The sequence below is a fragment of the Streptomyces sp. NPDC002004 genome (genome assembly GCF_053593975.1).
On sequence record NZ_JBSFDP010000052.1, the window covers coordinates 1 to 18,444 of the forward strand.

The 18,444-nt window shown below is 73.4% G+C and carries 14 protein-coding genes; 6 read left to right on the forward strand and 8 right to left on the reverse strand.

Annotated elements, in window-relative coordinates:
• Window positions 1-48: 48 nt before the first annotated feature.
• From ACWCP6_RS35040 to lnt, 4 genes are all read right to left on the reverse strand, one after another.
• Window positions 49-1,974, reverse strand: a complete 1,926-nt coding sequence (locus tag ACWCP6_RS35040; protein WP_450936683.1) for a helix-turn-helix domain-containing protein — start codon at window positions 1,972-1,974, stop codon at window positions 49-51.
• An 85-nt stretch (window positions 1,975-2,059) separates the two neighbouring features.
• A complete protein-coding gene (locus tag ACWCP6_RS35045) occupies window positions 2,060-2,863 on the reverse strand; it encodes a 3-hydroxybutyrate dehydrogenase (protein ID WP_450936684.1) in 804 nt (267 codons plus the stop codon).
• A gap of 54 nt (window positions 2,864-2,917) precedes the next feature.
• A complete protein-coding gene (locus ACWCP6_RS35050) occupies window positions 2,918-3,397 on the reverse strand; it encodes an NUDIX hydrolase (protein WP_450936685.1) in 480 nt (159 codons plus the stop codon).
• A 146-nt stretch (window positions 3,398-3,543) separates the two neighbouring features.
• Window positions 3,544-5,250 (reverse strand): apolipoprotein N-acyltransferase, encoded by a 1,707-nt coding sequence (gene lnt / locus ACWCP6_RS35055; RefSeq protein ID WP_450936686.1) that lies wholly within the window; start codon window positions 5,248-5,250, stop codon window positions 3,544-3,546.
• 270 nt (window positions 5,251-5,520) lie between these two features.
• Here lnt and ACWCP6_RS35060 point away from each other — a divergent pair, with 270 nt between their 5' ends.
• Entirely contained in the window at window positions 5,521-6,558 is a 1,038-nt protein-coding gene (locus tag ACWCP6_RS35060; protein ID WP_450936687.1) for an O-antigen ligase family protein, read from the forward strand.
• A gap of 128 nt (window positions 6,559-6,686) precedes the next feature.
• On the opposite strand, the gene ACWCP6_RS35065 is transcribed toward ACWCP6_RS35060, so the two are convergent.
• Both ACWCP6_RS35065 and ACWCP6_RS35070 read right to left on the reverse strand, forming a co-directional pair.
• Complete coding sequence (locus tag ACWCP6_RS35065; RefSeq protein ID WP_450936688.1) at window positions 6,687-7,241, reverse strand: hypothetical protein; 555 nt, start codon at window positions 7,239-7,241, stop codon at window positions 6,687-6,689.
• A gap of 234 nt (window positions 7,242-7,475) precedes the next feature.
• Window positions 7,476-8,282 carry a glutamate racemase gene (locus ACWCP6_RS35070; protein WP_450936689.1) on the reverse strand — a complete coding sequence of 269 codons (807 nt, stop codon included), beginning with the start codon at window positions 8,280-8,282 and terminating at the stop codon, window positions 7,476-7,478.
• 58 nt (window positions 8,283-8,340) lie between these two features.
• Between ACWCP6_RS35070 and ACWCP6_RS35075 the strand changes: the two genes are divergently transcribed.
• On the forward strand, window positions 8,341-9,516 hold the full coding sequence (locus ACWCP6_RS35075; protein WP_450936690.1) for a glycosyltransferase: 1,176 nt from the start codon (window positions 8,341-8,343) through the stop codon (window positions 9,514-9,516).
• Window positions 9,517-9,547: 31 nt separating this feature from the next.
• Here the strand turns inward: ACWCP6_RS35075 and ACWCP6_RS35080 are convergent, their stop codons facing one another.
• The gene (locus ACWCP6_RS35080) at window positions 9,548-10,873 is read right to left on the reverse strand and encodes a TerD family protein (protein ID WP_450936691.1); all 1,326 of its coding nucleotides are present in this window, start codon (window positions 10,871-10,873) and stop codon (window positions 9,548-9,550) included.
• Between the two features lie 281 nt (window positions 10,874-11,154).
• Between ACWCP6_RS35080 and ACWCP6_RS35085 the strand changes: the two genes are divergently transcribed.
• The 4 genes from ACWCP6_RS35085 to ACWCP6_RS35100 all read left to right on the forward strand — a co-directional run bounded on the left by ACWCP6_RS35085 (window position 11,155) and on the right by ACWCP6_RS35100 (window position 15,907).
• Window positions 11,155-11,583 carry a DUF6643 family protein gene (locus tag ACWCP6_RS35085; RefSeq protein ID WP_450936692.1) on the forward strand — a complete coding sequence of 143 codons (429 nt, stop codon included), beginning with the start codon at window positions 11,155-11,157 and terminating at the stop codon, window positions 11,581-11,583.
• 78 nt (window positions 11,584-11,661) lie between these two features.
• The gene (locus ACWCP6_RS35090) at window positions 11,662-12,486 is read left to right on the forward strand and encodes an MOSC domain-containing protein (protein ID WP_450936693.1); all 825 of its coding nucleotides are present in this window, start codon (window positions 11,662-11,664) and stop codon (window positions 12,484-12,486) included.
• Window positions 12,487-12,768: 282 nt separating this feature from the next.
• Window positions 12,769-13,374, forward strand: a complete 606-nt coding sequence (locus tag ACWCP6_RS35095) for an Rv1733c family protein (RefSeq protein ID WP_450936694.1) — start codon at window positions 12,769-12,771, stop codon at window positions 13,372-13,374.
• A 124-nt stretch (window positions 13,375-13,498) separates the two neighbouring features.
• A complete protein-coding gene (locus ACWCP6_RS35100) occupies window positions 13,499-15,907 on the forward strand; it encodes a right-handed parallel beta-helix repeat-containing protein (RefSeq protein WP_450936695.1) in 2,409 nt (802 codons plus the stop codon).
• Between the two features lie 22 nt (window positions 15,908-15,929).
• Here ACWCP6_RS35100 and ACWCP6_RS35105 read toward each other — a convergent pair whose 3' ends face one another.
• Complete coding sequence (locus ACWCP6_RS35105; RefSeq protein ID WP_450936708.1) at window positions 15,930-18,326, reverse strand: hypothetical protein; 2,397 nt, start codon at window positions 18,324-18,326, stop codon at window positions 15,930-15,932.
• Window positions 18,327-18,444: the final 118 nt, after the last annotated feature.

Genomic DNA, 18,444 nt, shown 5'->3' on the forward strand with positions numbered 1-18,444 from the left:
GGGCCGACGGGTCCATTCCGGGGCCCGGCTCCCGGGCCGCCACCGCAGTCAGCGGGCCATCGCACCCGACAACCGGTGCAGCCGCAGCGCCAGTTGGATCTCCAGCGCGCGGGCAGGACTCTGCCAGTCGGGGCCGAGCAGCCGGGCGATCCGCTCCAGACGCTGGGCGACCGTGTTGACGTGGACGTGCAACTCGTCCTTGGTCCGGGCGGGGCTCATGCCCGAGGCGAAGTACGCGTCCAGGGTGCGGACCAGTTCCGTACCGCGCCGCCGGTCGTAGGCCACGACCTCGCCGATGCAGCGGTCGACGAATCCGGAGACGTCGCGGCTCTCGGCCAACAGCAGTCCCAGGAACCCGAAGTCGTCGGCCGCGGCGCCCTCGCCGTCGCGGCCGACGAGCCGCAGGGCGTCCAGACAGCGCCGGGCCTCCGCGTACGCGGCGGTCAGCGTGCCGGAGTCGGTGGCGAGCGCCCCTACCGGGGCGGATGCGCCGACGGTGACCGGCTCGTGGACGGCCGCGCCCAGGTGCTTGGCGGTGCGCCGGGCGGCTTCCGCAGCCGTGTCGGATCCGTGCAGAGGCAGCAGCAGCACCGTGCCGCCGTCCCGGACCGCCGCCAGGCCGTGCCGGGTCGCCGCCAGATGGGAGGCCGCCGCCCAGAGACGCCTGCGCGCGTCCCCCTCGGACTCGGCGTCACCGGGCACCGACGCCAGCCGGGCGGCCAGCACCGTATGCGTGGCGTCGAGGTCGGCGTGCAGCCGGGCCGCGCGCTCCCGCAGCAGGCGCGGGTCCCGGCCACGCGCGTCGAGCAGGTCGTCCAGCAGCTCGCCCCGGACCCGCTGTTCGGCTTCGGAGGCCGAGCGCCGGGCCAGCAGCAGGAGCGAGGTCACCATGGCCGCGCGTTCCAGGGTGCGCTGGTCGACCGGGTCGAGTCCGGGGTGACCGCGCAGGACCAGTGCGCCGAGCAGTTCCCCGCCGGCCGCGACCGCCGTCACCCAGTCGTCACCGTGGCGTACCGCATGGCCCTCCTCACGCGAGGCCTCCAGCGCCGCCGCGGGCGCCGCGTCCACCTCCGCGAACTCGACCGCGCCGTCCAGGACCTGGGAGACCGCCGCGGCCACGTCGTGGACCCCACCGCCGCGCAGCACCAGTTCGGCGAGCCGGTCGTGGACGTCGGACGCCCGCTCGATGACGCCGCTGCGGTCGCGGATGATCTCGTTGGCGTGTTCCAGGCCGGCCAGCGCCTCGCGCGTCTCCGAGAGCAGGTTGGCGGTGTCGATGGCCGCGGCGGCGAGCGCGGCGAACGATCCGAGCAGGGCGATCTGCTCCCGCTCGAAGACCCGGGCGCGCCGGTCCGCGGCGAACAGCACGCCGATGACCTGGGCCCCCAGTGTCAGCGGCACGCCGAGGATGGCGACCAGACCCTCGTCGTGCACGCTCGCGTCGATGCTCCGGGTGTGCTGGAAACGGGCGTCGTTGAAGTAGTCCGCGGTCACATAGGGCCGGGCGGTCTGGGCGACCAGACCGCCGAGGCCCTCGCCCATGCCGAGCCGCAGCTGCTGGAACCGCGCCGCGACCGAACCCTCGGTGACCCGCATGTAGGTGTCCCCCGCAGCTGGGTCGTTCAGGCTCAGGTACGCGACGTCGGTGCCGAGCAGCGACCGGGCGCGTTGCACGATGGCCCGCAGCACCGCGTCGAGGTCGCGCAGCCCGGCGAGGTCGTGCGCGGTCTCGAACAACGCGGACAGCTCCGCCTCGCGACGCCGTCTGCCCTCCATCTCGGTGCGCACGCGCAGCGCGAGGTGCTTGGCGTGCTCCAGCGCGGCCATCCGCGCGGCCGACTGTCCGTCCGCCCGAGCGAGCAGGACCGGCTGCTCGTAGGCGTCGGCCGACGCTCCTCGTGCCAGGAGCTCCAGGAACGGCGCCTCCGCGCTGTCGGCGGAGCGCAAGGCGGCCTGCGGTTGATCGCGCTTCATGGGCATCAGGATTACCCGGCCGGCTGCCGCCCCCGCCAGCCCTGTGGACAACTCCGCGGACGGCGGTCGGCAGTGACGGGGCAGGTCAGTGGGCGGTCCAGCCGCCGTCCAGGACCAGCGATGTGCCGGTGACGAACGACGCCTGCGGGGTGCAGAGATAGGCGACGGCCTCGGCGACCTCGTCCGGTTCGATGAGCCGCTTGAGCGCGCTGTCCCGGAGCAGGACCTCGGTGACGACCCGGTCCTCGGTCATGCCGTGGGCGGCGGCCTGGTCGGCGATCTGCTTATCGACCAGGGGGGTGCGCACATAGGCGGGGTTCACACAGTTCGAGGTGACCCCGTGCGGCGCGCCTTCCAGGGCGGTCGTCTTGGACAGGCCCTCGAGCCCGTGCTTGGCGGCGACATAAGCGGATTTGTACGCGGAGGCCCGCAGGCCGTGCACCGACGAGATGTTCACGACGCGCCCCCAACCCTGTCCGTACATGTGCGGCAGCGCGCCGCGGATGAGCCGGAACGGGGCTTCCAGCATCACCGTGAGGACGGTGTGGAACACGTCCGGCGGGAAGTCCTCGATGGGGCGGACGAGCTGGAGTCCCGCATTGTTGACCAGGACGTCGGTGCCCGCGGCAGCCGCTTCTGCGGCGTCCAGGTCGGTGAGGTCGAGGGCCCGGGGTTCGACGCCACCGGGCAGTACCGTGGCCTCGTCCGCGAGTGTGGCGAGGCCCTCGGCGTCCCGGTCGACGGCGCGCACCTTGGCGCCCGCCGCGGCGAGACGCAGGGCGCAGGCCCGGCCGATCCCGCTCGCGGCGCCGGTGACGAGTGCGGTCCGGCCGGCCAGGTCGAGAGGGTGGGCGTGGAAGCGCGGGGCGGAGGGGCGAGGCGCGGTCATGGATCGACCCTAGGCAGCGCCCCTCCCCCTCCCCATATGGTCAGCAAACACACTTCACACTGAAGTCGTGGGGTCGAACCATGTGGGTCCGTCAGCCAGGGCCTGCTTGATCCGGAACACGTCGGACTCGTTGAGCGCCGGCAGCGCGTCCACGTCGAACCAGCCGACCTCCAGCGACTCGTCGTCGTTGACCCGGGCCTCGCCGCCCACGGCCCGGCACCGGAAGGTGATGTCCATGAACTGGCAGACGTCGGAGTTGGCGTAGGTCACCGGGTCGAGGGCCTGGACCAGGACGACGCGCTCGGGCACGCAGTGCACTGCCGTCTCCTCGTGCACCTCGCGCACCGCGCAGGCCGCGGGCTGCTCGCCCGGCTCGGGCATGCCGCCGATCACGGACCACTTGCGGGTGTCGCTGCGCCGCCCCAGCAGGACACGGCCGTCGTCGTCGAACACGATGGCCGTGACCCCGGGGAGCCAGAGCAGCTGATGTCCTGCGGTGGCGCGGATCTCACGGATGAAGTCGGGAGTAGCCATGCCCCGACCCTAATGGCCCTCCGGTGACGTTTCCTCGCGTCCACGGTGGCGCGCCGTGTCGCGGCGCGTCCGTCGTCCCTCCGTGCTTCCGCCCTGCTACGGCGCGCCCAGCGTGCCCCACGTCCGCCGCGCCTCAGGGCGCCCGCCTAGCGGTCGGCGAGCTCCTCGGAGGCCTGCGCCTCGGAGGCCTGCCGGGCCGAGTCCTGCTCACGGGGGGCGGCGTCGCGGTCCGCGGACTCCTCGGTGGGCGCGCCGCGCCGTGCACGTACGGCCGAGGTCATCGCCCAGCCGAGACCGCCGGCCGCGAGCAGCACGATCAGCCCCTCGGGAAGCACTCCCAGCCGGGTGGCCGGGGTGAGCGAGGTGCGCAGCGGCACCTTCGCGACAAGGGAGTCGGCGACGAACATGCCCGTCCTCTGCACCACCCGGCCGTCGGGCATGATCACCGCGCTGACCCCGCTGGTCACCGGCACGGTGACGGTGCGGCTGTGTTCGACGGCTCGGACACGGGACATCGCGAGCTGCTGGTACGTCATCTCGCTGCGGTCGAACGTGGCGTTGTTGCTCGGCACGGAGATCATCTGCGCGCCGTGCGTGACGGTGTCGCGCACGGCCCAGTCGAACGCGGTCTCGTAGCACGTGGCGAGACCCACCTCGGCTCCCGCCATGGTGAACACGCCGGGCTTGGAGCCGCGGCTGAAGTCCTGTCGCACCATGCCGACGTCGCTGCTGAAGAAGCCGACCACGGAACGCAGCGGGATGTACTCGCCGAAGGGCTGGATCTGCCGCTTGTCGTAGGTGTCGACGGGCCCCTTCTCGGGGTCCCACAGGATCTGTTCGTTGTAGAGCTTGCCGTTGTCGTCCTCGACGACGGAGCCCACGGAGACGGGCACGCCGATGGCCTTGGCCGCGCCGTCGATCACGTCCCGCGCGTCGGGGTTGTGGAAGGGATCGATGTCGGAGGAGTTCTCCGGCCACAGCACGAAGTCGGGGCGGGCCACCTTGCCCGCCTTCACCCGCTCGGCGAGCCGCACGGTCTCCCGTGCGTGGTAGTCCAGCACGGCACGCCGCTGGGCGTTGAAGCCGAATCCCGCGCGCGGCACATTGCCCTGGATGACGGCGACGGTCGCGGTGCCGTGCTCGGCGGTGTCACTGACGAGCCCGCGCGCGGCGAGGGCGCCCACGACGGGGGCGGCCACGGCCAGCACAGCCGCGACGGCGGCCCCCCTGCGTACGACACCCGAGCTGCGCGCCTCGAGGCCCTGGCGGACGATGTCGCAGAGCCCGAAGCCGCAGAGCACCACCGCGAAGCCGAGGACGGGAGTGCCGCCCAGCGCGGCGAGCGGCAGGAAGGCACCGTCGGCCTGTCCGAAGGCCACCTTGCCCCAGGGGAAGCCCCCGAACGGCACGCGGGCGCGAGCCGCTTCGGCCGCGATCCACAGCGCGGCCCCCCACAGCGGCCACACGGGCAGCCGTGACACGCACGCGACGCCCGCACCCACCAGCGCGATGAACGCCGCCTCGATGGCGACGAGGGCGAGCCAGGGGACGGGGCCGACCTCCACTCCGGTCCAGACGAGGAGCGGCAGCAGAAAGCCGAGGCCGAAGAGATAGCCGAGACCGAGCCCCGCCTTCCACGAGCGGCCCCGCAGGCACCATCCGAAGGCCGCGAAGGCGGGCAGTGCGAGCCACCACAGGGTGCGCGGCGGGAAGCTGACGTACAGCAGCACTCCGGAGAGTGCCGCCACGACGGCCGGAAGGAGCCGCCGCGCCAGTGCCTGCCTGCGTGAGGCGGTCACGGGCTGCGGGGCGAGCTGTTCCGTTTCGTCCACGGAGGATGCGGTGACGGTCACCCGGGGAGTGTACGGCGCGTGACCTGGCCGCCGACAGCTCCGGCGGATTGGCCCCTCACTGTCCCGGCCCCGGGGGCGACGGGCGCCGTCACGGTTGCAGCATCGTTCCTGCGCAACTCATCCACAAATCGGTGCGGCACCCATTACGGTGTGCCCGAGTCCCTGACGTGCGGCCTGTCCGGCCGGGGCGATCGGGGCCCGTCATAGGTCGGGGGGCGGCGGGTGGATTCTTCAGGGAGGGCGTCGGGGTCCGGACGAGCGGCCGAGGACATGAGCGGCAACGCGTTCGACGTGACCGGCGTGATGCTCCTCGGTGCCTGTGCGGTGTGGTCGCTGGTGAGCGCCGCCGCGCGCGACGGCCGACCCGAGGGCGTGCTGCTGGCGGTCCTCGCGGCCGCCGCAGGGTACGCCTGCGGCCGTATTTCGGGTGCCCTGCTGCCGGTCGGGGCGCCCGGGGCCGCCGCGATCGGCGGAGTGGCGCTCGCCGCACTGGCCCCGCGGATGACCCCACTGCCCGACACGGTCGCCCCGCTCGGCCACGAGGGTGCCACGGCGGCGCTGCTGGCCCTGTCGGCCGGGGCCGCCTGCTGCGCCGCATGGGGCGCCCGGGGCACGGTGTCGCGGCTGCTGCTCTGCCTGCTCGCGGCCGGCGTCGCCGGGGCGGCGGGCGTCATGGGATCGTTGTCCGGGCTGGCCGCATGTGCCGGAGTGCTGCTCCTTTCCCTGGCCGCGGCGCGGATGCGGCCAAGAGCACTGGGGCTGGCCGGACTCGCGTTGGTGGCGGCTCTGGCGACGACGGCGGTGTGGGCGGTCGCCGCGGACATGCTTCCCCCGGGTCCCAGCGCGTCCCTGGAGGGGCCGCTCACCGGGCATCGGGTGCTGCTCTGGCGGGACGCGGTGGACATGGCGCGCGGGAACCCGGTGCTCGGCGCCGGTCCCGGGCGCTTCGAGGAGCTGAGCCCGACGGTCGCGCAGACCCTCCTCACGGACGGGAAACCCCATTCCGCGCCCTTGCAGCAGGCCGCCGAACAGGGGCTGGTGGGGCTGGCGCTGCTCTGCGCCGTCTTCTGCTGGGTCTTCTGCGCGCTGTGGCGCTCGCCGCGTCCCACGCCGGTCGTCCTCACGGCGGGGGCCGCCCTGTCGGCGCTCGTCGCGATCGCCTCCATGGGCAACGCGCTGAGCTTCACCACGGTGACGGCGGGCGCCGGGCTCCTCGCGGGGCTGGCCACGGCACGGCCGCTCGGGCACGAGCCCGCGCCGCAGCCGGAGGAGGCGCGCCCGCGATCGCACAGCGGTCTCGGGGCATAGCGGCGCCCGTGCCTCCGGTGTCCGACGCGGATCCGGGGCGGAGCCGGAACGCACCGATCACCGTGCCTGCCACGACACCCGGCCTGCCGGACCACCCGTGCCCGGCCGCATCGGGCCGCCCCATCGGGTCAGGTCAGGGTGCCGGGTCCTGCAAGGTGCAGTCGGTCACGGATGATGCGGACCGCGGCCTCCGCGTCGTCCACGGTGATGGTGAAGGAGTGGCCGTCCCCCAGGCGCAGCACCAGCCCCTCGCCGCGCCGCACGACGACGGCCGTGCCCTTGTCGGGCAGCCAGCGGTAGCCCCAGCCACCCCATTGGCGCGGGGTGACGCGGGGCGCGAAGTCCGCTCCCACGACATGCGACAGGGGAATGCGCCGACGGGGCAGGCCGATGTGGCCGCAGCGCACCGTGAGGCAGGTCTGGTCGACGGTCACCGCGACATGGACGAAGGCAAGGGTTCCGAAGAGGACCAGCAGGCCGGCGGCGATGCACCCGACGACGGACATGACCAGGGCGACGACTCCGTTGTTCCATGTGGACTCGACGGCGAGCTCGACACCGAGAGCCAGACAGGCGGCGCCCGCCAGGGCGAGCAGCCACTGTGCGCGGTTGGTCGCCCGTCCGGTCCAGACGCTGGTGGGGGCCTTGATGGTGCCCCGCCGACCATGGGCGTGGTCCCTCATGGGAATGAGGGTACTCATGTTTCCCAGTGAAGGCACCGGATCGCGGAGCGTGACTCCGCCGGGCGACGGTCTCGGGCGCCCCCGGACGGCGCGGCGGGTCCCCGCGCACCGGCGCGACGTGCGGCGCCCCGGAGATCCAGCGGGACGAGGGGACGGGACCGGGCCGTGCCGTTCGCGCCCTCGCGGGCCGCGCCAGGGCTGAACGATTCGGCACACCTCGGCCGGGGGGTGTCCTCAGCGTACGGGGCTGACCGCCGAGAGCAGCATGCCTTCCGCGTAGGCCAGCGCGGCGGGCGGCAGCTCCGAATCACGGCCGCTCAGCAACACGGTCAGGCCCCCCGAGGCCTGGGCCTGCGGGGCCGGTGCCGCGCCGATCCTGCGCAGGGCCTGGGCCGCGACGGCTCCGGCCGACCCGTGGAGCACGAGCGGCGGCCACTCGGCCGGCTCGTCGGCCGTACGCGGCTGCCGGACCGCGGCCCGGATGCGCTCCGCGACGAGCTCGTAGTGGGTGCAGCCGAGGACGACGGCACCGACATGCCGCGGGGTCCGTGCGGCGGCCGCGGCGACGGCGGCGTCGATGGCGCTCTCGTCTGCCTGCTGGACCGCGTCCGCGAGCCCCGGGCAGGGCACCTCGGTGACGTCGGCGCCGCCCGCGAAGTCCGTGATCAGCCCGCGCTGGTACGGACTCCCCGTGGTGGCCGGGGTCGCCCAGATGGCGAAGGTGCCGCCGCCCGCCGCCGCGGGTTTGATCGCCGGGACGGTCCCGATGACGGGCAGGTCCGGTTCGAGGCGGGCGCGCAGGGCGGGCAGGGCGTGCACCGAGGCCGTGTTGCAGGCCACGATCAGTGCGTCCGGACGGTGTGCGGCGGCGGCCTCGGCCGCGGCGAGGGCACGCTCGGTGACGTCCTCCGGTGTGCGCGGTCCCCAGGGCATGCCGTCCGGGTCGGACGAGAGCACGAGGTCGGCATCGGGCCGCAGGCGCCGTACCGCGGCGGCCGCGGCCAGCAGTCCGATTCCGGAGTCCATGAGCGCGATCTTCACCCGGTCACCTTAGACGATCCGCCCGTCACGGCCCCCGGGGTGGGGCAGACTGCGGCGGGTGGACACCGCCCTGTGGATCACCGTCGCATCGCTGGCCGTGTGGCTCTGGCTGCTGCTGGGGCAGGGCTTCTTCTGGCGCACGGATGTGCGCCTGCCACGACGCACACCGCCGTCGCGGTGGCCGTCCGTCGGCATCGTGGTGCCCGCGCGGGACGAGGCAACGGTGCTGCCCCGGAGTCTGCCGTCCCTGCTCGGCCAGGACTATCCGGGCCGGGCCGAGGTCTTCCTCGTCGACGACGGAAGTTCGGACGGCACCGGCGAGCTGGCGCGTGCCCTGTCCGCGCGGCACGGAGGGCTGCCGCTCACGGTGACGTCACCGGGCGAGCCGCCCGCTGGATGGACGGGCAAGCTGTGGGCGGTGCGCCATGGAATCGGGCTGGCCCGCGAGCGTACCCCCGAATACCTCCTCCTGACGGACGCCGACATCGCCCATGCGCCGGACAGTCTGCAGGAGCTCGTCGCGGCGGCCCGCACGGGCGGCTTCGACCTGGTCTCGCTGATGGCCCGGCTGCGTGTGGAGAGCTTCTGGGAGCGGCTGGTCGTCCCGGCGTTCGTGTACTTCTTCGCGCAGCTGTACCCGTTCCGCCGGGTCGCCCGCCGGGGGTCACGGACGGCCGCCGCGGCCGGCGGGTGCATGCTGCTGCGGACGGAGGCCGCCGAACGGGCAGGGCTGCCGGACTCCATCCGGCACGCGGTGATCGACGACGTGTCGCTGGCCCGTGCGGTGCGGAGCACCGGCGGTCACCTCTGGCTGGGGCTCGCCGACCGTGTCGACAGCGTGCGTCCCTACCCGCGTCTGCACGACCTCTGGCGGATGGTCTCGCGCAGTGCGTACGCCCAGCTTCGGCACAGCCCGCTGCTGCTGGCCGGGACCGTGGCGGGACTCGCGCTCGTCTACCTGGTCCCGCCGGCCGCACTCGTCGCCGGACTGGTCACGGGCAGCGCCGGCCATGCCGTCGTCGGTGGGGCCGCCTGGCTCGTGATGGCGGCGACGTACATGCCCATGCTGCGCTACTACGGGCAGCCGCTGCTGCTTGCCCCACTGCTGCCGTGCACCGCGTTCCTGTACCTCCTGATGACGGTGGACTCCGCGGTGCAGCACTACCGGGGGCGGGGCGCGGCCTGGAAAGGGCGCACCTACGCGCGGCCGGAGACGGCGCCCGAGCAGCGATGAACGGCGCCCCCGCGGCGGTGGGCGCCGGCCCTCACTTCCTGCCCGGGGTCCAGTTCATGCCCCACCCGTAGGCGTGGTCGACGGTGCGCTGGGGGCTGACACCGCGCTCGGGGACGAGGTAGCGCGCCTCGCGCTGCACCACCAGGTCGCCGCCGCTGCGGGTGATCAGAGCCAGCGCACAGACCGTCGAGGGGACCGTGCACTCGTCGAGGAAGAATTCGACGGGCGCGCCGTGCTGCGGCTCCAGGGTGACCGTGGCGTGCAGATCCGCGAAGGAACGGGCGCCTTCGTAGATGGTCACGAAGATCAGGATGCGCCGGAAGTCGTTCCTGTGGTCGAGATTGACGGTGAGGTTCTCGCCGCTTTCGACGGCGCCGGTGCGGTCGTCGCCGTCGAGGTGGATGTACGGGGGCCGGTCCAGCGCGCCGAAGGCGTTGCCGAGGGCCTGGACGACGCCCTTGCGGCCGTCGGAGAGCTCGTACAGGGCGCACAGGTCGAGATCGAGGTCGCCGTGTGTCGCGAAGGACCGGCCGCGTTTGCTGCCCCACCCCGTGAACTGCTTGCGGACCTGCCAGTTGAGGTTCACGCGCATGGCTCCGGAGGTTCCGCCCTGTTTCGTCAGCGAGACGGCGGGCGCTTCCTTCGTAAGGGTGACTTTGGTGAGGCGTACCGGGGCGGGGGCCGCCGGCTCCGGAGTTGACGCGGGGGCGGGCGGCGGCACCCGGGTCGCCGCGGCGGGCGGCACACCGGGAGCCGCGGAGCCCGGCGGCGCGGGGGCCGTCCCGGGCAGGGTGGGCGCGGGAGCCACGGGGGCGGGGGACGCCGTGTGCTGCGGCTCGTCGACCGTGATGCCGAAGTCGGTGGCGAGGCCCTCGAGTCCGCGGTCGTACCCCTGGCCCACGGCCCGGAACTTCCAGGTCCCCTGCCGCCGGTACAGCTCACCGAGGAGGAACGCCGTCTCCACCGTCGCGTCCGTGCTGTCGAAGCGCGCGATCTCGGTGCCGTCCGCCGCGTCCGAGACCCGGACGAAGAGTCCAGGCACCTGCCCGAACGTGCCGCCGTCCGCGGACGCGGCCAGGACGACCCGCTCGACCGCCGGTTCCAGGCGCGCGAGGTCGACGAGGAGGACGTCGGTCACCTGACCGGCGTCGTGGCGCTTCCCCTCGTGCCGCACCGCGCCCGACGGGTGCACGGGCTGGTTGTAAAAGACGAAGTCGCCGTCCGAGCGGACCTTTCCGGAGACCAGCAGGAGCGCCGAGGCGTCGGCGTCGGGCACCCCCGGTCCTGAACGCCAGCCCAATTCGATCCGGACGGCGGGTACGCCCACCGGAACATTCGACCCTTTCGGCATTGACATGTCCGCCCCCAACATGACTCGTCACGGCCGACCGTCCCGGACGATCGGTTCTCGACCAACGTATTACCCGGAAGCGGCTGCCGCCTCGAAGATCGCCGGTCGCCCCCGGTCAACCCCGGGTAACCCACCGAGGATGGCGTCTTTTACAGGATCCGAACGCCGCCTCGCGACCGTTTTTCCCACGTTCGCTCGCATTGGGGATCCACAGTCACTGCGGGCTCGGAAAACAACCCTCTTATCGGTCTCCCCAACCAGCACATCGTGGGCTTAACTTATGTGCCATGACCTCCCCCCGCTCCACCTATGGCGGCGGTTACTACTCCGCGCCGTCCTTCCCGGACACTCCGATCTACGACTCTCTCGTCGCAGAGCGGGGCACCCCGCAGATCGCCCCCATCCGGGTTCCTGCCGCCTACGACATGGGCAGCTACCTGCCGGCCCTCCCGTCGGCTCTGCCCGCCCTGCCGGCCGCCCCCAGCCCGCAGCCCCACTACGGCTACCCGCCGCAGCAGCAGTACGCGCCGCTGCAGCAGGCCCCCGCGCCGTACATCCCTCAGCAGTCCACGGGCCCGCGCGGCTACCCGGGCCCGCAGCCCGTGCAGCAGCGCCCCGCCGCGGGCACGGGATACGAGGCGATGCGCCCGGCCGCTCCGCGCCCCGCTCCGGCGGCGTACGACGATCCGTACAACCGCCAGTACCGCGGCTACTGATGCCGCGCGGCGGCGGGCGCTGACGCGAAGTAAGCGCGGGCCGACGGGACCGTCGGTGCCGACTGGCAGGATGGTCCCATGCCGAATCCCGCGCTTGCCTCGATCCACGTCCAGCCGCTCAAGGCAGTGCAGGGGCATGCGCCCGACCGGGCCGTGGTGGAGCCCTGGGGACTTGCGGGCGACCGGCGCTGGGCGCTGATCGACGGCGCGAGCAAGGTCGTCACCCAGCGCCAGCAGCCGCGTCTTGCCCTGGCCGCCGCACTGCCCCTGCCGGACGGCGGCATGCGGCTGTCCGCGCCCGGCCGCCAGGACCTGACGGTCGCGGTGCCCGAGGCCGGGGACACCACCCCGATGGAGATCTTCCGGGACAAGGTCGAGGCCGTCCCCGCGGCTCCGGCGGCGCACGCGTGGTGGAGCGACTACCTCGACGCGGACGTACGGCTCGTGCACATGGACGATCCGGCCACCCGCCGCCCCATCGATCCCGGCCACGCGCTGCCCGGGGAGACCGTCAGCTTCGCGGACGGCTATCCGCTCCTGCTGACCACGCGCGGCTCGCTGGACGCGCTCAACTCCCTCATCGCACAGGGCGACCATGCCGACGAGGGCCCACTCCCCATGAACCGCTTCCGGCCGAATGCCGTCGTCGAGGGAAGCGCCCCCTGGGCCGAGGACGACTGGGCCCGGGTGGCGATCGGGGAGGTCACCTTCCGGGTGGTCAAGCCGTGCGGCCGCTGCGTCGTGACCACGACCGACCAGCTGACCGGCGAGCGCGGGAAGGAACCGCTGCGCACCCTGGCCCGCCACCGCCGCTTCGGCGACCAACTCGTCTTCGGGCAGAACCTGGTCCCCGAGACGACGGGCACGATCCGGGTGGGCGACCCGCTCACCGTCCTCGACTGACCGGCGCCGCCCCGCGTCTCCTGCCCCGCGCGGCGTCCGCAGCCCCGAAGCCCCCGGCCCGTGTCCGCTCCGGGCCGGCGCACGGCTCGGGTCGCACCCCTCCCGTCCCGGCGTCCGAGCCGACCCGCCGGACAGGGAACCCCTGCGCGGTGCACACTCGTTGAGGGGATAGGGAAACGTCCGTGAGGCCCCGGAGAAGGGTGATGTCGCTCTCTCTTCACCTCTCCACGCCCCCGCGTCGGGGGCCAGGGGCTATGACGGACCCGGAAGGGGGGCGGGGACATGCGAGCAATCGTCGGGCTCTGGCGCTGGCGGCGCAATCCGCTGCGCCGGACGACCGATCTCGTCGAGGCATGGATGGCGCTCGGCACCGTCCTGCTGATGGCCGTCGTCATACCCGTGGTCGGGATCGTCGTCGCCACCCTCACCGACGGAAGCCTCCAGCAGGAGGTGCGCGCCGAACACCATCACCGTCACCTGGTGGCCGCCACCGTCGTCCGCAAGATCGACCAGCCACCCGTGGACCCGGATCCGGAGACATCGAGCGCACGCGACGCACACCGTCGCGTCCTGGCGGCCTGGGTGGCCCCGGACGGCACCCGGCACCGGGGCACCGTGGTCTCCGACCTGGGAAACCCGCACCCCGGCGACCGCTTCGGCATATGGACCGACCCGCACGGCCGGACCGTCGCGCGCCCGCTCGACTCGGCCACGGCGACCACGCACGCCGTGCTGGCCGGACTGGGTACGGCGTCCACTGCGGCCGGGCTCGTCGAGTGCGGCAGGCGTCTCGTCGTATGGCGCATGGTCCTGCGGCGGTATGCCCGTTGGGACCAGGCGTGGGCCAAGGCCGGTCCCGACTGGGGCAGGACGGGTACGGGCAGCTGAGAGCGTTCCGGTCCGGTGAACTCAGGGTCGCCGCACACGCTACGGTGGACCGGCCGAACACTCTTCGACTCCCTTCGGCACTCCTTACAGCCTGCGAACGACGAGGTGGGGGCAGTTCTACGCCATGGCACAGGGCACGGTCCAGGTGACGCACACCGGCACGTCGCGGTGGCGGCGCCGCACGGGCGAGTACGCCTCTCTCGCCGCAGCCCTGGAGGCCGCCGGCGACGGTGACGTCCTGACCGTCGCCCCGGGTACCTACCGCGAGAACCTCGTCGTCCAGCGCGCCGTCACCCTGCGAGGCCCCGAGGGATCGCCGGGGTCGGTGCGCATCGCCCCCGCCGACGGCGTGCCCCTCACCGTGCGCGCCTCCGCGGTGGTGCAGGACCTGCATGTGGAAGGTCAGGACGCGGCCGCTCCCGCCCTGCTCGTCGAGGACGGCACGCCCGAACTCGCCGATGTACGCGTCGTCACGCGGTCCGCCGTCGGCATCGAGGTGCGCGGGGGCGCGCGCCCGACGGTCAGGCGCTGCACCATCGACAACCCGGCCGGAATCGGCATCGCCGTGCTGGACGGCGCGGGCGGTGTGTTCGAGGACTGCGAGGTCGTCGCCGCGGGGCAGGCGGGCGTCGCCGCACGGACCGCGGCCCATCCGCGGCTGGAGCGGTGCCGGGTGCACCAGACGTCGGGGGCGGGCCTGTCGGCGACCGGTGAGAACACCACGCTGGAGGCGATCGGCTGCGAGGTGTACGAGGTCAAGGGCACCGGTGTGCAGATCACCGGACGGGCCAGCGCCCACCTCACCGACTGCGACGTGCACCGTACGACCTCGGACGGGGTCACGCTCGACACGGACGCCGTGCTCACGCTCGCCGACTGCCGCATCCACGACATTCCGGAGAACGCGGTCGATCTGCGCTCGCGTTCCGTGCTGACGCTGACCCGCACGACGGTGAGCCGGTTCGGACGCAACGGCCTCTCCGTGTGGGATCCCGGAACACGCGTGGACGCCAACCAGTGCGAGATCCACGACAGTACGGGCGACTACCCGGCGGTGTGGGTCAGCGACGGTGCTGCGGCGGTGCTCGACTCGTGCCGTGTGCGGGACGTCCCGGACGCGCTGTTCGTGCTCGACCGGGGCTCCCGCGTGGACGTCGTCGACAGCGATCTGTCGCAGGTGCGCAACACGGCGGTGTCCGTGAGCGACGGCGCCACCGCGCAGCTCGACGACTGCCGTATCCGGGAGGCCTCGACGGGTGCCTGGTTCCGGGACCACGGCAGCGGCGGGACGCTCTCCGGGTGCACCGTCGACGACATCCAGACCGGGGTGATCGTCACGAAGGGCGCCGACCCCACGATCGAGCGGTGCACGGTCACCTCACCGGCCGAGGCCGGCTTCTACGTCTCCGCGGGCGGCCGCGGCACCTTCCACGGCTGCCGGGTGACGGGCAGCGCCGGGTACGGCTTCCATGTCATCGACGGCTGTCGTACGACGCTGAGGAAGTGCCGCACGGAGCGGTGCGCACGCGGGGGGTACGAGTTCTCGGAGGACGGCCCGGTCGTCGAGGACTGCACGAGCGACGAGAGCGGAGGGCTGCGTCCCCCGGCGGGCCGTGAACCCGCGGTGCAGACGGCCGCACAGGCCGGGGGGCTGCTCGGCGCGATCCCCGGGCAGCGCGCGACCGAGCAGGAGCCGTTGATCACGACGTCGCAGCAGTCCGCGCGGACCTCGAAGGCGGTGCTCGGTGAACTGGACGCCCTGGTGGGTCTGGAGAGCGTCAAACGCGAGGTGCGCGCCCTCACCGACATGATCGAAGTGGGCCGTCGCAGGCAGCAGGCCGGGCTCAAGGCGGCCTCGGTGCGCCGCCACCTCGTCTTCACCGGCTCACCCGGCACCGGCAAGACGACCGTCGCCCGACTGTACGGGGAGATCCTGGCCTCGCTCGGCGTGCTGGAGAAGGGCCATCTCGTCGAGGTGTCCCGCGTGGACCTGGTCGGCGAGCACATCGGTTCGACGGCCATCCGCACCCAGGAGGCGTTCGAACGTGCGCGTGGCGGCGTGCTGTTCATCGACGAGGCGTACGCACTCGCTCCCGAGGACTCCGGACGGGACTTCGGACGCGAGGCGATCGACACGCTGGTGAAGCTGATGGAGGACCACAGGGACTCCGTGGTGGTGATCGTCGCGGGCTACACGGCGGAGATGGAGCGCTTCCTCTCCGTCAACCCGGGTGTCGCCTCACGGTTCTCACGGACCATCACCTTCGGTGACTACGTTCCGGAGGAGCTGCTGCGGATCGTGGAGCAGCAGGCCGAGGATCACGAGTACCGGCTCGCCGACGGCACCCCCGAGGCGATCCTGAAGTACTTCACGGCGCTCCCCAAGGGGCCCGCCTTCGGCAACGGCCGTACCGCGCGGCAGACCTTCGAGGCCATGGTGGAGCGGCATGCCGGCCGTGTCGCCCAGCTCGACGAGCCGACGACGGACGAGTTGACGCTGCTCTACGCGGAGGACCTGCCGGAGCTGCCGTGAGGCTGCTCGGGGCGCGGCCGGGTCATACCGGGCCACCGCCGTCGGCCGCTCCACCGGCGACAGTTCCCTGAGTGGCGGGTCCGTCGACGGCGGGTCCTTCGGTGGCAGTGCGATCGGCGGCCGTCCTCTCGGTGGCAGCCTTCTGCCCCACCCGGCCCGCTGTCTCGGCGCCGGCTCCTGCGGCGGGCGCGTCCCCGTGCTCGCCCTCCGGGACGCCGTCGCCTCCCGCTCGCTGACCGGGCACGCCCGGCCTCAGGCGGGCCAGCAGCCGTTCCCGTTCCTCGGCGAAGGCCGGATCCGCCTGGTACTCGGAGTGCCCGAGGATCGGCGCGGGCAGCGGATGCGTCTCCGTACGGCCGTACGCGAGCGGGTCCTTGAGCGGCTCGCGGTCGACCTGGGGATCGCAGCCCGGCAACCGGACGGGGCCGCCGATCGGATCGGTGGTGCGGTAGAGGTTGCGCCAGCAGTCCACGTCGCGGTGCAGCGCGTTCAGCGCCGCCGGCCCGAAGTGGGCAGGGAACCAACGCCCGTAGAGGCGTTCCAGGGGCGAGCCGTAGGTGAGCAGCGCGACGCGTCTGCGTACCGGGGGACTGAGCTGCCAGGCCGCCGCGGCAGCGAGCACGCTGCCCTGGGAATGGCCCGAGATGACGAGCCGGCCGCCCGTGGCGCGAGTCCAGGTGGCCATGCGCCAGGAGAGGTCGGGCACGGCCCGCTCGGCGTAGCAGGGCGGTGCGAAGGGGTGGGCGGCGCGCGGCCAGAACGTGCCGACGTCCCAGAGGATGCCTATGGTCCGGCGGGCCGCCGCGTCGCGGTACGCACGGCGCCCCCAGGTGACGAGGAGGATGAACCCGAAGCCGATCAGCCAGGAGCCCAGCGCCTGCGCGGCCCGCGCACCGCCCTCCACGAGGTCGTAGGTGCCCCGGGCGGCCCGCGTCGGCACCTCTGCCGTGCTCCAGGAGCCCGCGAGCGCGGCGGCGCCGAGCGCCAGGGTGACCCCGGAGGTGACACCGACGATGAGGGGTGCCCGGTCGGTGAGGGCGGCCCGCGCGCGGGCCGCCGCGATTCGGCGGGTGCGGACCGTGTCCTCGGGCTCTCCCGGGTAGTCGAGGCGCACCTCGGGGATCTCGCGACGGGTGCGCTGCCGGGTGCGCAGGCCCAGCCAGCCGAGGAGCCCCGCGAGGACGACGAGCGTCGGAGGGATCACGGACGCCTGCCAGGTGAGCAGCACGGGTGCGCCGACTATCGAGCCGGCGGCGCCGTCGAGCCAGTCGGCCACCCGCTGTGAGACACCGCCCGACATGACGCCGCCGAGCGCGCAGGCCAGCATCGCGACGGCGGGACCCGCAAAGCCCCGCATCGCGGTACGCGTATCGCCGCTCTCGCCCTGCAGGCTGTGCGCGACCAGGGAGAGCGCGACGACCAGCAACCCCTGGGCCAGGGCGATGCCGCCGAACGTCGGGTCGCCGGGCAGCCGTCCGGCGGACCGCCAGTCCGGGCGCGCCCAGCCGGCGTACAGCAGGGTCAGGACGAGCAGGACCAGCGCGGCGAGCGGCAGGCACCTCACGAGCACGCGATCCAGTTCGTGGTCGGGGCGGCGCTCGCTGCGGCCCCTGCGGCTCACGACCCAGACGACGACGGCCGCGCCGACGACCAGGGACGCCTCCAGACACCGTCCAAGAAGGTCGAGCGGGGCGGGGCCGCCCGGCTGCCGGTCCCGGCGGGCGGCGGCGCTGCCGACCGCCGCGGCCACGGTCAGCAGACCGGCCGATGTGTGCGCGGCCCGCAGCCGGGCGACCAGCCGGCGACCGTACCAGAATCCGGGGCTTCCCAGTGCGGTGCGCCCGGGTTCGTCCTCCGGGTCGGGCTGGTGCGGGAGGGGCTGCTGGGACTCGTAGGCGCTCCAGGTGCGGTGGGACAGGTACCACAGGAGACCGGTGAGAGCGGTGGGCACGAGCGCGGCGAGGGCGAGGCGCCTTCCGGGCTGGCTCCACCATCCGTGGCCGGACAGGGCGGGTGAGAGGAACGCCAGCCAGGAGTGGTTGCGAGCGCACTCGCGGGTGCCCGCGCACTGCCAGGCCACGAGGTCGAGCGCCACCTCGCAGGCGGCCGCCACAAGCAGCACGGTCAGGGTCAGTCCGGTGAGCCGGACGAGCAGGCCGTAGCCGCGCACGGCCCGGGCGCGGTGGTGCGATGTGGGGCGCATCCAGTGCGCGAGGTTGACCACCATGAAGGGCAGCAATAACAGCCACAGGGCGCGGGATCCGTTGCCCGAGGTCAGATTGGACCAGACGTACGCCTCGGGGACGGGCCTGCCGCGGTAGTCGTCGGGGCGCCGTTCGGCGTCCGCGTCGTCGGCGCGGCGGTAGACGGCGGCCGTCTCGTCGCCGGTGACCCGGACGGTCCGCGGGTCGCCCAGCATCTCCTGCGGCGTGGCGCCGCCGACACCGTGCACGAGCAGTTCCAGGGCGGTCTCGTCCGCCCACGGCCGGGGCCCGGGACCCTGGCCCGGGGGACCCGCCGGGTCGGTGCGGCACCCC

What these genes read in the sequence shown, in the direction of transcription:
- ACWCP6_RS35040 (WP_450936683.1), bottom strand. Translation starts at nt 1,974, where the DNA reads ATGAAGCGCGATCAACCGCAGGCCGCCTTGCGCTCCGCCGACAGCGCG.
- ACWCP6_RS35045 (WP_450936684.1), bottom strand. Translation starts at nt 2,863, where the DNA reads ATGACCGCGCCTCGCCCCTCCGCCCCGCGCTTCCACGCCCACCCTCTC.
- ACWCP6_RS35050 (WP_450936685.1), bottom strand. Translation starts at nt 3,397, where the DNA reads ATGGCTACTCCCGACTTCATCCGTGAGATCCGCGCCACCGCAGGACAT.
- ACWCP6_RS35060 (WP_450936687.1), top strand. Translation starts at nt 5,521, where the DNA reads ATGAGCGGCAACGCGTTCGACGTGACCGGCGTGATGCTCCTCGGTGCC.
- ACWCP6_RS35065 (WP_450936688.1), bottom strand. Translation starts at nt 7,241, where the DNA reads ATGAGGGACCACGCCCATGGTCGGCGGGGCACCATCAAGGCCCCCACC.
- ACWCP6_RS35080 (WP_450936691.1), bottom strand. Translation starts at nt 10,873, where the DNA reads ATGTCAATGCCGAAAGGGTCGAATGTTCCGGTGGGCGTACCCGCCGTC.
- ACWCP6_RS35085 (WP_450936692.1), top strand. Translation starts at nt 11,155, where the DNA reads ATGACCTCCCCCCGCTCCACCTATGGCGGCGGTTACTACTCCGCGCCG.
- ACWCP6_RS35090 (WP_450936693.1), top strand. Translation starts at nt 11,662, where the DNA reads ATGCCGAATCCCGCGCTTGCCTCGATCCACGTCCAGCCGCTCAAGGCA.
- ACWCP6_RS35095 (WP_450936694.1), top strand. Translation starts at nt 12,769, where the DNA reads ATGCGAGCAATCGTCGGGCTCTGGCGCTGGCGGCGCAATCCGCTGCGC.
- ACWCP6_RS35100 (WP_450936695.1), top strand. Translation starts at nt 13,499, where the DNA reads ATGGCACAGGGCACGGTCCAGGTGACGCACACCGGCACGTCGCGGTGG.
- ACWCP6_RS35105 (WP_450936708.1), bottom strand. Translation starts at nt 18,326, where the DNA reads ATGCTGGGCGACCCGCGGACCGTCCGGGTCACCGGCGACGAGACGGCC.